Here is a 14,272-nt window from a genome sequence, read left to right as displayed (position 1 = left end):
TGGTAATCCGCCCGCAAAAAAACAGGGACTTCCTTTGACCTTCAAGGTCCAGGAAAGTCCCTGTTCATCTAATCATGTCCAAGCCGGTGTTACGCTTTGCCAATTGGCGCGGCTTCCGGCTTCTCGATCGCGACCGTCAGTTCTCCGTCCGACTCGCCGACCTTCAGTACGGAGCCTTCGCCGGCCTCGCCGGAGATCAGCGCACGGGCGACCCGGGTCTCCAGACTGCGCTGGATGAACCGCTTCAGCGGCCGCGCGCCGTACACGGGATCGAAGCCCTCTTTTGCGATAAAGCGGATCGCTTCGTCCGTGAGGACAAGGCCGACCTGACGCTCGGCCAGACGCGCCCGCAGGCCGTCCACGAGCTTGCCGACGATCTGGCGGATTTCATCAATCGACAGCGGCTTGAACATGACGATGTCGTCCACCCGGTTCAGGAACTCGGGGCGGAAATGGCCGCGGAGCTCGCGCATGACGCGTTCCTTGACCGCTGGCGTCAGGTCGCCGTTGTCGTCGGTGCCCTGAATCAGATGAGGCGAGCCGATGTTCGATGTCATGATGACAATCGTATTCTTGAAATCGACGATCCGCCCTTGCGAATCGGTCAGGCGGCCGTCATCCAGCAGCTGCAGCAGGATGTTGAACACGTCCGGATGGGCCTTCTCCACTTCATCCAGCAGGACGACCGTATACGGCTGGCGCCGCACCGCTTCCGTAAGCTGGCCGCCTTCCTCGTAGCCGACATATCCCGGAGGCGCGCCGACGAGCCGGGATACGCTGTGCTTCTCCATGTACTCCGACATGTCGATGCGGATCATGCCGTCCTCGCGGTCGAACAGCGCGGCCGCCAGCGCCTTCGCCAGCTCGGTCTTGCCGACGCCCGTCGGGCCGAGGAACAAGAACGAACCGATCGGCCGGTTCGGGTCCTTGATGCCGGCTCTCGCCCGCAGCACGGCGTCCGAGACGAGCGACACCGCTTCGTCCTGGCCGACGACGCGCTCATGCAGCGTCTCTTCCAGGCGCAGCAGCTTGTCGCGTTCGCCCTCTACGAGCCGGCTGACCGGAACGCCGGTCCAGCGGGAGACGATGTCGGCGATCTCGTCCTCGGTCACCGCCTCGCGCAGCAGCCGGGAATCGCCATCCTGCTGAGCCGCTTCCTCCGCCGCCTTCACCTCCCGCTCAAGGTCCGGTATAATGCCGTAGCTCAGCTCGGCCGATTTGTTCAGGTCGTACTCTTCCTGGGCGCGCTCCAAGTCCAGGCGCGCCTGCTCCAGTTTCTTCTTCAGCTCGCGGACGCCGGAAATGGCCGACTTTTCCTTCTCCCAGCGGGCTGTCATTTCAAGGTGCTTCTCTTTGAGATCGGCCAGCTCCCGCTGGAGCGACTCCAAGCGGCGTTTACTGGCTTCGTCGGTTTCTTTTTTAAGCGCCGCTTCTTCAATCTCCATCTGCATCAGCCGCCGCGTCACTTCATCCATTTCGCCCGGCATGGAATCAATCTCCGTACGGATCATTGCGCAGGCCTCGTCGACGAGGTCAATCGCCTTGTCGGGCAGGAAGCGGTCGGTAATGTACCGATTCGATAAAACGCCCGCAGCGACCAGCGCGCTGTCGTGGATTTTGACGCCGTGGTGCACCTCGAACCGTTCCTTCAGGCCGCGCAGAATTGAGATCGTGTCCTCAACGTCCGGCTCGCTGACCATTACCTGCTGGAAGCGGCGTTCCAGCGCCGGGTCCTTCTCAATGTACTTGCGGTACTCGTCGAGCGTCGTCGCGCCGATACAGTGCAGCTCGCCTCTGGCCAGCATCGGCTTCAGCATGTTGCCCGCATCCATCGCCCCTTCGGTCTTGCCCGCGCCGACAATCGTGTGCAGCTCGTCGATGAACAGGATAATCCGGCCGTCGCTTTCCTTGATCTCCTTCAGGACGGCCTGAAGCCGCTCCTCGAACTCGCCGCGGTACTTCGCTCCGGCGACAAGCGAGCTCATATCGAGGGAGAAAATCGTCTTGTCCTTCAATCCCTCCGGTACGTCGCGCCGGACAATCCGGTGAGCCAAACCTTCCACGATCGCCGTCTTGCCGACGCCCGGCTCGCCGATCAGCACCGGATTGTTCTTCGTCTTCCGGGAAAGAATCCGGATCACCCGGCGGATCTCGCCGTCGCGGCCGATGACGGGATCAACCTTGCCCGCGCGCACCTCGGCCACGAGGTCGCGGCCGTACTTCTCCAGCACCTCGTAAGTCGCTTCCGGCTCCCGGCTCGTCACCCGCTGGTGACCGCGAATCTCCGCCAGAACCTTCAGCAGCTTCTCGCGCGTCACCCCCTGGGCTTCGAAGATCCGGCGGATGTCCGGGCTTCCGCTGCTGCCGGATACCATCGCCAGCACGGCATGCTCCACCGCCACGAAGTCATCCTGCATGGCCGCTGCTTCCTTCTCGGCCTGCTCCAGTGTGGCGATCAGCGCCTGCGAAGCGTACCGCCGCACCGTTCCGGCGCCTGAGCCGCCGACGGAAGCCTTCCGCCGCAGCAGCTCATCGGTGCGGCTCAGCAGCTCGTTTACCGGCACATTCATTTTTTGCAGCAGCCGGGGGAGCAGGCCCTCATGCTGCTCCAGCAGCGCTTTGAGCAGATGGGGGTTATCGATCTCCTGGTGCCCTGCGCCCGAGGCCAATGACTGCGCGGAAGCGACAGCTTCCTGCAGCTTTTGCGTTAATTTATTGAAGTCCATTTCTGCTTCATTCCCTTCCACTTAATCTCTTTTCATACTCAGTCGTTCCCGTTCCAGTCCTCGCTTATGGCCTTAGCCAGCGATCCTGCCCCACGCCCGCTTACCCGGCCGCAGCGCCGCGGCGCTTGCCTTCGGGGGGCCGCCTTTTGGCGCCCGCCTGAAAGCCCGAGGACTGCTCTAGCTGCCGGTACAGCTGCTTCTCGGCCTCGCTTACCTGTTCCGGCACAACCAGCTCGATGTCGAACAGCACATCTCCGTATGAGCCGTTCTCCCGCTTCAGCCCCTTGCCGGGTATTCGCAGCGTTCGGCCGCTTCGGATGCCCGCCGGTATCTTCAGCTTGACCGCGCTTCCGTCCGGCAGGGAGACTTTGGCCCCGCCGCCGAGCACGGCCTGCCAGGGGGCGATTTGCAGGGTGCCGCGAAGATCCCCGCCGTTCACTTCGTAGGTCTCGTGTGAGCGGATGTTCAGGACAATCAGCATCTCGCCGCTTTCCGGCACGGAGATTGCCGTTCCGTCACCCGACCTTGGCGGGATATTGACGGTCACCGTCCGCCCTCCGGCCTGGACGGTGACGGCGCCTCCTTTATAGGCCTGTTCCAGCGTAATGTCGAGCCGCGCTTCCATCATGCCGCCCATATTGCCCATGCCGCCCATGCTTCCGGCAAAACCGCCGGTTCCCGGCCGCCGTCCGCTCGAGAAAAAATCAAAACCCGCCCGTTTAGCCGCTCCCCCGCCGCCGAAGAACATGTTGAAAAGGTCGCCGTCCGGAATGTCCTCGCCACTGAAGGAAAAGCCTTCGCTCCATCCTCCGCCTGGCGCTTCCCAGGAGGTCCCGCCGCCCGACGGTCCGCGGCCGAAGCCGTACTTCAGAGCTTCGTCGTAGGCTTTGCGCTTCTCCTCGTTCCCGAGCGTTTCATACGCCTCGGCTATTTTTTTGAACCGTTCCTCCGCTCCGGGCGACTTGTTCACATCGGGATGCCACTGCTTGGCGAGCTTTTGGTACGCTTTTTTGATGTCCTGTCTGGATGCGTCCTTGCTGACGCCGAGCACTTCATAATATCCGGGTTCCGCCATCTGCGCGCCCCCCTTTCTTTCCTATATTATTTATTTCCCCGTAATGCCTGCGCTGTAATCGTGATAGTGCCTTAAGCCCGTATATCTTCGAAAAAAAGCGCACTATAGCCGGAAATTCATCTACAATGCGCTCTTCGTATCTATTTAATGGCCAATTTCTATCTTTTTATTTAAGAAATTCGCCTTATTGTTCGTCATCCCGGATTTCAATCCGCGTGCCCTCCGGTTTTTGCCGTTTCGGTACCTCAAGCGACAATACGCCGTTCTTCAGGGAAGCGCGGATGCCCTCTTCCTTGATGTCCTGAACGTAAAATCTGCGGACGTATTCTCCGTATCGGCGCTCCTTGCGGACGATCTGCCGGTCGCTGTTTTCCTCGGTGTTCTCTTCTTTTCGCACCGCCTTGATCGTCAGGTACGGCGCCGCGTAATCAATGACAATATCATCTTTAGTGAATCCCGGAAGCTCGGCCTCAATCAAATAGCGGTCCTCGGCTTCGCGGATATCGGTGCGGATCGACAGGGTAGAGCTCTTGAGCGGAGCGAAGAAGTCGTCCCCAAACAAATCGCCGAAGGCCTCTTCACGCCGTTTTCCAAAAGGAACCAGATCAAACATCTTGCATTCCCCTCTCATTTGACTTTGACTTTATTTGACCTTACATGTTTATTATAGCCCTCCTCCGAATAAGTCTCAAAGCCGATTACAGACGAAAAAACGCCGAATTTCGGCGTCCTGGGGCGTTTACTAAGATTTATTTTGCTGTTTTGATTAATTTGACCTTTTTTGACCTTTGTTGCAGAACTTCTTCCTGTATTCTTCTTCCAGAAGGCTCATCGTGATAATGTCATGGTATTCATGATCATAGTACAGCGCTTCCCTGCGCACGCCCTCTTTTGTAAATCCCAGACTCTCGTACACATGGAGCGCACGCTTGTTGTACGAATATGCTTCAAGCTCGATCCGGTGCAGATTCAAAATGCCAAAGCCGTATTACGACGCCGTCATTCGGTCAATAAATCGCCATTTCGGAGATGCGGCGGCACTGTCTGGCAGGAACGACGGTTTTCATCTGCTGCTTACCGTTAAGAGCGGCGGCACGGAGGAGGAGCTTGCAGCGGCGGCAAGGGAGGCCGATGTCCGGATCGCGCCGATGAGCTACACCTGGTGGAACCGACCGTCCTGGAAGGAACCATCATTTATTCTTGGCTTCGGAGGAATACCAGAGGAGCGCATTGACGACGGCATCAGGGTGCTGAAGGCAGCGTGGCTGGATTAAATAAATTCGGCCACCCATGCAGTTTGTTATGGAAGCATTTAAATCAATTTTAAATATAGGTTGTATCCGCCTCCGGAATCTGCTAAGATTACTGTATTGGAATTTTGACCTGAACTCACATATTGCAGAGGGTTATGATTTTGAGTGCATAACCTTGCGCAATATGTGATTTTTTATTTTTAAGTAAATAAGAAGGTCATGTTCAAAAAACAAGGAGGTTTTCTACAATGGAAACAGGAACAGTTAAATGGTTTAACGCGGACAAAGGCTTTGGCTTTATCGAGGTTGAAGGCGGCAGCGACGTATTCGTGCATTTCAGCGCAATCGTCAGCGAAGGCTTCAAGACTCTTGATGAAGGCCAACGCGTTGAGTTCAACATCGTTCAAGGCAACCGCGGTCCGCAAGCCGAGAACGTCGTTAAACTGTAAATCCGGAAAACACGCCCCGAACCTAGCGTTTGGGGCGTTTGTTTTTTATGACAATAACTCCGTGAGAGAAAGAAGGATGCTTCTTGTACTATTCACGAAAAAGACCTCTGGACAATATTCCGGAGGAACTCACGGCCATATGGTCCTGTACCAATGAAAGCTGCAACGGTTGGATGAGAGACAATTTTGTTTTCTTGGTCCAGCCCACCTGTTCCATATGCCAATCTCCGATGGAGAAAGGCGAAAAAATGCTCCCTGCGGTAGTTAATACAAGTCCCTCTCAATCCAAACATTAAATTAAAGCACCACAAAGGTTAACCTCAAGCTTCGGCCTTGGCCGAAGTTTATTTTTGTTTCTCCTTCGAATCCCGGATTCGTCCCAAAATCGCCATTAACCCCCAGCCTCCAGAATCTTCTCGCAGCACAGGTAAGGCGCCTTGCGCAGCGGGTGGGTGATAGCCCCAATCGGCGTATAGCCGCTGCGCCGGTACATGCTGACAGCCGTCTCGTTGGGTTCGTGTACAACCGGGCGGATGCTGGCGAAGCCCTGCTCGGCCGTCAAGCCGCGTGGTTTCCCGCTTGTTCTTGCGCTCCCCGATTCGCGCGCTTCCACAAGTACAGCGTCAGTACCGCATAAAAAACGGCAACCGCCAGACTCATGTCCCCCGTGATCACTTTGGCGGCCGGTAATCGATCCGCAAACAGCGTGGACAGGATTAGCCAGAACAGGTTATGGCTCGTGTGCAGCATGGAAGCCGCCCAGACGCTCCCCGTGCGAGGGGTCACCCCATTTTCATCGTTAAAAAATAAGGGCCGTGAGCGCGGCTCTTCTATTTGTAAGAATAATCCTTGAATCTTCGTTAATCCATACTTTTGCCAAAAAACTTCCGCCCGGCGCCGGCCCCTCAATACAGCACCCGCCACAAATAAAAGGTCGCGTAAGCCTCCCAGCCCCGCCAGCCCGCGAACAGCTCCCTCAGCTCAGGAAGCGAAGGCTTTCGGTCCATCTGAAGCACGGACTTGACGGCGTTGTGCAGGCCGACATCCCCGATGGGAAAAGACGAAGCGTCGCGCAGGCAGCGCATTCTTACATACTGGGCGGTCCAGGGACCGATTCCCTTCACCGCCGTAAGCCTCGCCTCGGCTTCCTCCGGCGAGCCGAGGGCCAGCAGCTCTTCCCGGCTTAGCGCGCCGTCGGCGATGAGACCGGCGACGGCAGTAATCGTCCGCGCCTTGCTCCGGCTCAGCTGCAGGGCGCACAGCTCCTCCTCCGGCGCGCCGAGCAGCCGCTCCGGCAGCGGGAACAGATGGTAGCGATTGCCCAACCAATGTACGGACTCGCCGTAGCCTTCGGCAAGCCTCGCCTTCAGCTTGTACGCGAAGGCGAGGTTGACCTGCTGCCCGAGAATCGCCCAGCACAGAGCCTCGAACAAGTCGGGGATGCCGACTATGCGCAGGCCGCGAAACCGTTCCGTCAGCGGGCCGAGCAGGAGATCATCCGCAGCCAGCTTATAGAACGGCCTAAGATCGCGGTCCAGATCGAACCAGTCGCGGATATACCGCGCCAGTTCTTCCAGCCCGGCATCCCCCGGCCGCTTCCCTTCCAGCAGCTCCACCCGCAGCCGCTCCTGCTCCGGCGCGGTCAGCCGGATCAGCAGCGCCCCGCTATCCGCCCGAAGCAGGCGAGTCACCCCTTCGCCGTCCGTCCTGTACAGACATTCCAGCGGCGAGCGCGCCATATAATCGAGACAGGCCTTCCAGTCGAACAGCTCCGGCAGCGGCAGCTCAAAAAGCAAATCGTTCATGTCCGGCCGCCGCCACATGGGCGATTCCCTCCAGTTCCAGCAGCTCCTGCTTGAGCCGGAGCCCTCCGGCATAGCCGGTCAGGGTGCCGTTCGCCCCGATCACCCGGTGGCAGGGAAGAAACACCGGCAGCGGGTTTCGGCCGTTCGCCGCACCCACGGCGCGCATCGCCCCCGGCCGGCCGATTCGCCCCGCCAGCTCCCCGTACGTGATGACCTCGCCATACGGAATATCGCCAAGCGCCGTCCATACCTCCCGCTGAAACGCCGTTCCCCTAAGATCGAGCGGCAGCTCCCGGAAGTCCGGCCGCCGACCGGCAAAGTAGTCCTCCAGCAGGCGAATCGCTCCCCATTCTTCAAAGGGCCGCTTATCGTCAGTTACGCTGCTGCCCGGAGCGTAGCGGTCCAGCCAAGCCTTTGCCGTCTGCTCCGTGTCATGCTGAAAGGACAGGCGGCACAGCCCGTCCGCGCCGCCCCAAAGCGTCCATGTCCGGCCCCCAAAGCTAAGGGCGTGCCGGTATATTGTCTTCTGGCTCATTGGCCGTTCCTCCTTGAATCCGTTCTCTGTATTCCGTTGGCGATGCTCCCGTGTGCCGGTGAAACCATGCGGCAAAATGGGAAGCGCCGCGAAAGCCGACAGCCCTGCCGATTTCGGACACGGGCATCCGGCCAAGCCGCAGAAGCCCGCAGGCCTTGTCCAGCCGTACCCGGTCCAGCTTGGCGGCCGGTGTAAGGCCAGTTACTTCCTTGTATACCCGGTGAAGATGGGCAGCGCTGACCTTCAGCCGGTCGGCCAGGCCACTTAGCGTCAGCCGCTCTCCGTACCCGGCGTTGATCACGGCATCGGCTTGAGCCGCCAGAACGGCGTCCGGGCGCAGCGGCCCGCCCTCGTCGGGGCGGCATCTTTTGCATGGGCGGAAGCCCGCCTGAAGCGCCTCCTCCATCGACGGATAGAACGTTACATTGCCCGGCTTGGGCGTTCTGGCCCGGCAGGATGGCCGGCATACGATGCCGGTGGTCTTGACCCCGGTATAGTAAACCCCGTCATACCGGGTGTCGCGCCGGGCGACGGCCTGATAGACAAGATCGAATAATGCCTGATCCATGAAGCATCCCTCCACACCGCCATTATACCCGATTGCCCTTCCGCGGGGCAGGCTTGACGGATAAGAGAGCAAGAATACGACAGTGTTCTCATCGAGCGCCGGGCGGAAGAACCCGTCATTCCCTTGCATTTATTCAAGAACCGGAACGTCGTCGTTCTCTCCATTCTGGTGTTCATCCTGATGCTGGGCATTATGGGCGGGATTGCCCTCTTTCCGTTCTTCTCGCAAAATGTCATGGGCTTGACGCCAACCGCTTCCGGCTATCTGTCGCTGGCGTTCATGGCTGGTGTGATCCCGGCCAGCATTGTGTTCGGTTCGCTGATCACGCGCGTCGCTTACCGGAACCTGTTTATCCTGTTCTTCACGCTGCCTATTGCCGGCTTTTTCCTGCTGTCGCGCATCAGCATCCACACGGGCGTCCTTTACATCATCGTCTGCTTTGTGATCCTGGGCGTCGGCATGGGGGCTATGTTCGGCGGGAATACGCTGATTGTTCAGGAATCGGTAGATAAAAAACACAGCGGCATCGCCTTATCCACGGTCCAGCTGTTCCAATCGCTCGGGGCGACCATCGGGCTCAGCGTGTTCGGCAGCCTGCTCTCCGGCCATATCAGCAGAGGCGTCGCACCGCTCAGCAGTCAGCTGCCTCCCGGCACATCGGAGAATCTGGCGGCGGGTGGAATCCCGGCCGGCATCTCGCCGCAGCTGCTGAACGAGGTGAAAACGGTGTTCACGCAAGCCTTCCAGAATGTGTTCTCGATTTCGCTCGTTTTTGTTATTCTGACATTTTTCATTTGCTGGTTTCTTAAAAAAGAAGTGCTCTCTCCCAAAAAAGAGGAGTCCGCTGAAACCGTCACCGGCACGATCCCTGAAACCCTGTAGTCTCCCCATATCACTGCAAAATAGAACGGCTGCGCCGCCCGAACATCGGGGATGCAGCCGTTTTGCATAAAAGCGTTCCCGGCCCCGGATTGCACAGCCAGCAAAATTCGATCCAATCCGACGCGCACCGTGATAAAAATCTCCTTTTTCTTATAATTCAACAGGATTATTATTCCATCCCATCGAATACATGCTTAAGAAAGTACAAAGGGATCCAACCTTACTGCGGGAGAGATAATTATGAAAAAAATACCATACTCGGAAATACAATCGGAGCTGCGGACGGGCGATTTGATTCTGTTCAGCGGACAATATGAAATCAGCAAGCTTGTCGAAAAACTGGAAGGCAGCCTGTGGTCTCATGTAGCCATGGTGGTGCGGATTCCCGGGATTGAGATTCCGCTGCTGTGGGAGTCTACGGCTTTGACGAATCTGCCGGACGTCTTGAAGAACGATCATCTCACGGGGCCGAAGCTGGTCGATTTGCAGAAAAGGCTGGAAACCTACGGAAGCGATGTCACCCCATATGTTCCGCCCCGGTACGCCGTAAGACCTCTCGACGTTGAGCGGAGCGAAGAGATGATTTCGAGTCTGCACACCCTGTTTACGGAGCTGCATGGCATTCCTAACCCCGGTGAATGGGAAATGATTCTGGAGGTACTTGAAGGGCGGATCTTCAAGATTCATTCCAAGCTGGACAACTATACCTGCAGCGAGCTTGTCGCCGAGTCTTACATCAAGATGGGCCTGCTTGACCCAAATGCCGTGATCAACGGATTTATGCCGAGCGATTTCTCCTCGGACGGACATCTTCAGCTGCTTAAAGGCTCATTCAGGGAAGAAATCGAAATCGACCTCGCCGGCATCAAATCGTCGACCTGACAGAAGAAGATGAAGGCCACATTAACCGCATCTTCGGCAGCTTCAAAATTCCGCAAAGGCCGGATTGGATTGCTTGTGTTCGGACTGGTGATCGTCGCTTTGCTAATGCTGCCCTGCAGCCGGACAGCAGATTCGGCCCGGCTTGAAGAGACCGCCGGACCCGGCAGCCTCCGTACAAATACGGATCTTCAGGACGAGTTGAAAATATGGGAGGACAACGACGGACAGCTCACGATCAAGGATGTTGCAAGCCCTGCAATGGATTCGTTGTTCATACCTTACAAAACCAGCGGTCTCAGCGGCTCGATTAAAGGTTCAACCTATTGGGTCAAGCTGGACCTGTTCAATGCCTCTTCCAGAACGAGAGAGCTTCTGCTCGAACTCAGTAAACCTCATCTCAGCCGGGTGACCCTGTACCAATTTGACGATGAACGCCATTTTTTGCGCCAGACCCGGACAGGTAGAAGTTTGCCCTTCAATGAGCGGACCTTCAACCATCGGAATTTTATTTTCAATCTTTCGTTCCCCCCGGAATCCGGGCAGCGGCTGTATTTTCAGATTCAAACCGACAGTTATCTGCAGCTTCCGATGAAGCTGTGGGAGACACAGAGCTTTATAGAAAGGGAACAGCGCTCGGGACTTTTGTTCGGCATGTATTACGGGATTATGTTCGCAATGGCGCTTTACAACAGCTTTCTCTTTGTGTCGATCAGGGACAGGGTTTATCTGTACTATGTACTCTTTATCGTTTCCTTTGCGGTCATGCAGGCCGTTTGGGACGGATTCGCCTACCAATATTTATGGCCGGAGCATCCCGCTTGGGAGCTGAAGTCCAATCCCGTTCTTATCGTATTGACCTGTCTGTTCACATGCGCGTTCTCGCGAACCTTTCTGTCGGTTCCTAAATATTCGCCGCGGGTGAACAAACTGATGTGCGCCTTCATAGCCGGACTTGTTCTGACGCTGCCCGGTATGATATTTATGTCACCGGGCTTATGCACCAAATTAGCCGTCTACCTTGCGTCCGCCAGCATTTTAGTCTGCCTGTCTGCGGTAGCGGCCGTGCGGTTTCGGATGCGGTCCGTCTTTTTCTATATCGCTTCATGGCTGGTTCTGTTTGCGGGCTCCACACTAAATATCTTGGCCGCTTACAAGCTGCTTCCCCTGAACTTTCTGTCGCTGTATTCCGTACGGTTCGGCTCGGTAGCCGAGACCCTTCTCCTGTCCGTAGCACTGGCGGACCGGTTCAACCTCATCAAGCAAGAAAAATTGCTTGAAGAGAAGCAGGGAATCCTGCTCAAGAACCTGCATGAAATGACGAAAAAGCTGACATCGACCCATGATTTAGACAAGCTTCTTCATTACACTCTGATCAGTCTCTCCAAGGTAACGGCCTGCGAGAACGGCTTTATTCTGTTAAAGAACGCCGAAGGGTACGTACTGAATGCCTCGGTTGGCAGCGGGCTGTGGGAAGGGCTGCACTTGACGGAGCTTGAGACTGAACCATTCTTCGGCGTTTTGATCCGTGAAAAAAGGCTCTTGCTCCACTCCGATCCGGGTGCAGCCTCCTTTCGCCTAATCCCGGGTACCAAAACCTGTATCGGAATCCCGATCCTGTACCGCGACCGTGTGCTGGGTCTGGTCGTGCTGTACAGTTATTTCTCCAAGAGCTTTGCTGAGAGCGAAAGAGTAATCCTCCGCGATTTTGCCGGACAGATCGGCATCTCTATTGAAAATGCCCGTCTGTTCTCGGAGATTAACCGTATGGCCTCTACGGACGGTTTGACAGGGGTGTATAACCGCAGCTATTTTATGAGCCTGGCCAACAGGCACTTGTCCCAATGCTGGAGCATGGACAAGCCCTTGTCGCTGATCATGGTCGATATCGACCACTTTAAGAGCATCAATGACCGGCATGGCCATTTTGCGGGCGACAAGGTTATTCAGGAAACGGCGAAACGGCTCGCCGAATTGGCTCAGCCCCGCGGCATTATCGGCCGGTACGGCGGCGAGGAATTTGTGATCCTGCTTCCCGGAATTCCCCCCAAGCAGGCGTACCGCCTGGCTGAGATCATGCGAAAAAGCATCTCCGCCTCCCCCGTCCCGCTTGAAGATTCGAACAGCATCAGATATACGATCAGCTTGGGCGTCGCGGCGGCCTCGCCGGACACAAGCGGCATTACGATGCTTATCGACCAAGCAGACCAAGCGCTGTACAAAGCGAAAAATAACGGGCGAAACTGCGTAAAGGAATATGAAACTACGGGACACTTCGCCTAGCGCAGAAGTGGTATAATGAAACAACCTTAAGCTACAGGAGACTGACCTCATGGAATCGAGACACATCCTTGATGACGCCGGCTGGGGCCGGCTCATCCAAGATGCGGCGTATTATTTTGACGACCTGGCCCTTAAACGGGGCTTTCAATATTATAAGCAGAAGCGCGTTATCGGCTTAAAGGCCGTTCCGCCCGGACTGGTCACAGCCTTCGTTGACGGTACAGAGCGGTACAGCGTCGAGATCGTCCTGGGGGCCATCTCGATCAGCAGCTGCAGCTGCCCTGTCCCGGGTCCGTGCAAGCATATGGCGGCCGTCCTGATGAACTTTGCCGAAACGCAGGGACGGCCGGTGCCGATGCTGGCCAATGCCAAATCGTCCGCCCAGGCACGGGCTGCTGTAAGTTCCGCCCGTGCCCCACAGGCGGGCGGAACTGCCGATGGCGGAGCGGGAAGCTCTCCCGGAATCGGCACCAACGTCCATGGAACGGGCCATGCTGCAAGAGCAGGCCGCCACGGCGAAGCAAATGACGGGTTTCGGTCTGGAAACCGGGAATCCCTTAACGAGCGCGGACGGCTCATCCCGGTCATGAACGTCGCCGAGTGGCATGAATGGTTCGCCCAATGTGTACCCGGTCAGGCCAAAGACACCCGGAATCCCCGTTATGCCCAGGAAGCGCTCGCTTCGATCCTCCGGATCAAGCCGCCGCTTTCCCCCGGTCTGGAGAAGCTGTTCGTTCTGCACGCCCGCCTCTTTGTTCTGAACAACATCACCCATCCTTCGGCCGGGCGCTCTGGCGCCTCTGCGCCTTCTCTCGGCTATTATACTCATATCGTCGTAACCGAACTCCAGGATGAGATCGAGCGCGCTCTGCAAACGCCGCTGCCCCTCGCCTCCGAGCCGGAGCAGCGGAACCGGATCATGGACACGCTTGGGTATCTGCGGCAGGAGCTGCTCACAGAATCAAGGGAACAAGGCTTTTATTCGGGTCTTTATTATTTGCTGTGGAGACAGTGGATCATTCCCGAAATGCCGGACTCTTCGCTTCTAAAGGAAGAACTGCGGCGGCTGGAGCAGGAAGAAGCGAATCGGACGGATACTTCGCCCCGTCCGGCCTCGCTGACCGCGCGAGCCTGGATGCATTTCCTCCAGTTGGAAGACGATCAGGCTTTAAGTCTGCTTCGGGAGGCAGCGGACCGGCCGGGCTTCCGCCCGGAACGGCTGGACATGTTCTGGGACTGCCTGTCGGAAGCCGGGGAATCGCAGCGGCTGGTGAACTGGCTGACCGGGACCGGCGAACTGCTCGCCGGGCAGCGCCGGAACGGGCTTGAGAGCTATGCCCGCTTCTGGGAGGAAGCGGTAAGGCTTCTGCCCGAAAGCGAGCCGTTAATGTGGCGGGAACTGGCAGCCATGCTTCCGCTTAGCGGAAGCATTTACGAGGAGAAGCTGCTGGAGCGCGGCCGCTGGCGGGAATGGATGGATTACCAGCTCAGCTCGGGCAAAGATCCGGCGAATTTCAGGGTGCGGGATCTGCAGCCGCTGGAGAAGCACGCGCCCGAGCTGCTGCTGCCGTTCTATCATCAGGCGGTGGAGCGGTACGTCTTGGAGAAGAACAGAAGCAGCTATAAAGCGGCGGTGAAGCTGCTTAAGCGTCTGAATAAGCTGTATAAGAAAATAAAAGCGGAGGATCGATTCGAGCGTTATCTCGAATCGTTTACTGCCCGCCACAGCCGGCTGCGGGCGCTCCAGGAAGAGCTTCGGAAAGGAAAGTTGACACCATGAACGGACGATTGCGGAATATTTCGGTCCGGTTCAGCCT

At 57.3% G+C, this 14,272-nt stretch carries 15 protein-coding genes and 1 pseudogene; 7 read left to right on the top strand and 9 right to left on the bottom strand.

The genetic code is table 11. The features are described from left to right. Positions 1-89: 89 nt before the first annotated feature. The 4 genes and pseudogenes from clpB to G5B47_RS21695 form a co-directional block, all read right to left on the bottom strand. Positions 90-2,726, bottom strand: a complete 2,637-nt coding sequence (gene clpB, locus G5B47_RS21710; protein ID WP_165102734.1) for an ATP-dependent chaperone ClpB — start codon at positions 2,724-2,726, stop codon at positions 90-92. Between the two features lie 100 nt (positions 2,727-2,826). After that, complete coding sequence (locus G5B47_RS21705) at positions 2,827-3,801, bottom strand: DnaJ domain-containing protein (protein ID WP_165102731.1); 975 nt, start codon at positions 3,799-3,801, stop codon at positions 2,827-2,829. A gap of 184 nt (positions 3,802-3,985) precedes the next feature. After that, positions 3,986-4,414 carry an Hsp20/alpha crystallin family protein gene (locus G5B47_RS21700; protein ID WP_165102729.1) on the bottom strand — a complete coding sequence of 143 codons (429 nt, stop codon included), beginning with the start codon at positions 4,412-4,414 and terminating at the stop codon, positions 3,986-3,988. Between the two features lie 153 nt (positions 4,415-4,567). Then, a pseudogene (locus G5B47_RS21695) lies at positions 4,568-4,789 on the bottom strand (GNAT family N-acetyltransferase); the annotation flags it as partial. Between G5B47_RS21695 and G5B47_RS21690 the strand changes: the two are divergent. The 3 genes from G5B47_RS21690 (at position 4,776) to G5B47_RS21680 (ending at position 5,799) form a co-directional block, all read left to right on the top strand. Further along, a complete protein-coding gene (locus G5B47_RS21690) occupies positions 4,776-5,075 on the top strand; it encodes a hypothetical protein (RefSeq protein ID WP_165102726.1) in 300 nt (99 codons plus the stop codon). The pseudogene G5B47_RS21695 and the gene G5B47_RS21690 sit on opposite strands and share 14 nt — an antisense overlap. Before the next feature lie 227 nt (positions 5,076-5,302). After that, entirely contained in the window at positions 5,303-5,503 is a 201-nt protein-coding gene (locus G5B47_RS21685) for a cold-shock protein (RefSeq protein ID WP_025332779.1), read from the top strand. 83 nt (positions 5,504-5,586) lie between these two features. Continuing rightward, positions 5,587-5,799: a cold-shock protein gene (locus G5B47_RS21680; protein ID WP_165102724.1), complete on the top strand. Its 213-nt coding sequence runs from the start codon at positions 5,587-5,589 to the stop codon at positions 5,797-5,799. Between the two features lie 95 nt (positions 5,800-5,894). On the opposite strand, the gene G5B47_RS21675 is transcribed toward G5B47_RS21680, so the two are convergent. From G5B47_RS21675 to G5B47_RS21655, 5 genes are all read right to left on the bottom strand, one after another. Then, on the bottom strand, positions 5,895-6,065 hold the full coding sequence (locus tag G5B47_RS21675; RefSeq protein ID WP_165102721.1) for an N-acetyltransferase: 171 nt from the start codon (positions 6,063-6,065) through the stop codon (positions 5,895-5,897). Then, a complete protein-coding gene (locus G5B47_RS21670; RefSeq protein ID WP_165102718.1) occupies positions 6,062-6,289 on the bottom strand; it encodes a hypothetical protein in 228 nt (75 codons plus the stop codon). The genes G5B47_RS21675 and G5B47_RS21670 overlap by 4 nt, the downstream gene beginning before the upstream one ends. Positions 6,290-6,408: 119 nt before the next feature. After that, entirely contained in the window at positions 6,409-7,308 is a 900-nt protein-coding gene (locus G5B47_RS21665; protein WP_165102716.1) for a DNA-3-methyladenine glycosylase family protein, read from the bottom strand. Further along, positions 7,289-7,843, bottom strand: a complete 555-nt coding sequence (locus tag G5B47_RS21660; RefSeq protein ID WP_165102713.1) for a methylated-DNA--[protein]-cysteine S-methyltransferase — start codon at positions 7,841-7,843, stop codon at positions 7,289-7,291. The genes G5B47_RS21665 and G5B47_RS21660 overlap by 20 nt, the downstream gene beginning before the upstream one ends. Further along, positions 7,809-8,411, bottom strand: a complete 603-nt coding sequence (locus G5B47_RS21655; RefSeq protein ID WP_165102711.1) for a bifunctional transcriptional activator/DNA repair enzyme AdaA — start codon at positions 8,409-8,411, stop codon at positions 7,809-7,811. The genes G5B47_RS21660 and G5B47_RS21655 overlap by 35 nt, the downstream gene beginning before the upstream one ends. Before the next feature lie 60 nt (positions 8,412-8,471). Here G5B47_RS21655 and G5B47_RS21650 point away from each other — a divergent pair, with 60 nt between their 5' ends. From G5B47_RS21650 to G5B47_RS21635, 4 genes are all read left to right on the top strand, one after another. Next, positions 8,472-9,293: an MFS transporter gene (locus G5B47_RS21650; protein WP_165102978.1), complete on the top strand. Its 822-nt coding sequence runs from the start codon at positions 8,472-8,474 to the stop codon at positions 9,291-9,293. 240 nt (positions 9,294-9,533) lie between these two features. After that, positions 9,534-10,175: a C40 family peptidase gene (locus G5B47_RS21645; protein WP_165102708.1), complete on the top strand. Its 642-nt coding sequence runs from the start codon at positions 9,534-9,536 to the stop codon at positions 10,173-10,175. 9 nt (positions 10,176-10,184) lie between these two features. Further along, a complete protein-coding gene (locus G5B47_RS21640; RefSeq protein ID WP_165102705.1) occupies positions 10,185-12,455 on the top strand; it encodes a sensor domain-containing diguanylate cyclase in 2,271 nt (756 codons plus the stop codon). A gap of 49 nt (positions 12,456-12,504) precedes the next feature. Next, positions 12,505-14,235, top strand: a complete 1,731-nt coding sequence (locus tag G5B47_RS21635) for an SWIM zinc finger family protein (protein WP_165102702.1) — start codon at positions 12,505-12,507, stop codon at positions 14,233-14,235. The last annotated feature ends 37 nt before the right edge of the window (positions 14,236-14,272 follow it).

Source organism: Paenibacillus apii (assembly GCF_011043685.1).
Lineage (GTDB): Bacteria > Bacillota > Bacilli > Paenibacillales > Paenibacillaceae > Paenibacillus_AQ > Paenibacillus_AQ sabinae.
Note: the sequence above shows the minus strand (reverse complement) of the source record. Positions and strands in the feature narration are given on the sequence as shown.

Bases quoted from the DNA above. Each gene is read 5' to 3' on its own strand.
- clpB (WP_165102734.1), bottom strand. From the start codon at position 2,726: ATGGACTTCAATAAATTAACGCAAAAGCTGCAGGAAGCTGTCGCTTCC.
- G5B47_RS21655 (WP_165102711.1), bottom strand. From the start codon at position 8,411: ATGGATCAGGCATTATTCGATCTTGTCTATCAGGCCGTCGCCCGGCGC.
- G5B47_RS21660 (WP_165102713.1), bottom strand. From the start codon at position 7,843: ATGAGCCAGAAGACAATATACCGGCACGCCCTTAGCTTTGGGGGCCGG.
- G5B47_RS21665 (WP_165102716.1), bottom strand. From the start codon at position 7,308: ATGAACGATTTGCTTTTTGAGCTGCCGCTGCCGGAGCTGTTCGACTGG.
- G5B47_RS21705 (WP_165102731.1), bottom strand. From the start codon at position 3,801: ATGGCGGAACCCGGATATTATGAAGTGCTCGGCGTCAGCAAGGACGCA.
- G5B47_RS21700 (WP_165102729.1), bottom strand. From the start codon at position 4,414: ATGTTTGATCTGGTTCCTTTTGGAAAACGGCGTGAAGAGGCCTTCGGC.
- G5B47_RS21635 (WP_165102702.1), top strand. From the start codon at position 12,505: ATGGAATCGAGACACATCCTTGATGACGCCGGCTGGGGCCGGCTCATC.
- G5B47_RS21690 (WP_165102726.1), top strand. From the start codon at position 4,776: ATGCCAAAGCCGTATTACGACGCCGTCATTCGGTCAATAAATCGCCAT.
- G5B47_RS21645 (WP_165102708.1), top strand. From the start codon at position 9,534: ATGAAAAAAATACCATACTCGGAAATACAATCGGAGCTGCGGACGGGC.
- G5B47_RS21640 (WP_165102705.1), top strand. From the start codon at position 10,185: ATGAAGGCCACATTAACCGCATCTTCGGCAGCTTCAAAATTCCGCAAA.
- G5B47_RS21685 (WP_025332779.1), top strand. From the start codon at position 5,303: ATGGAAACAGGAACAGTTAAATGGTTTAACGCGGACAAAGGCTTTGGC.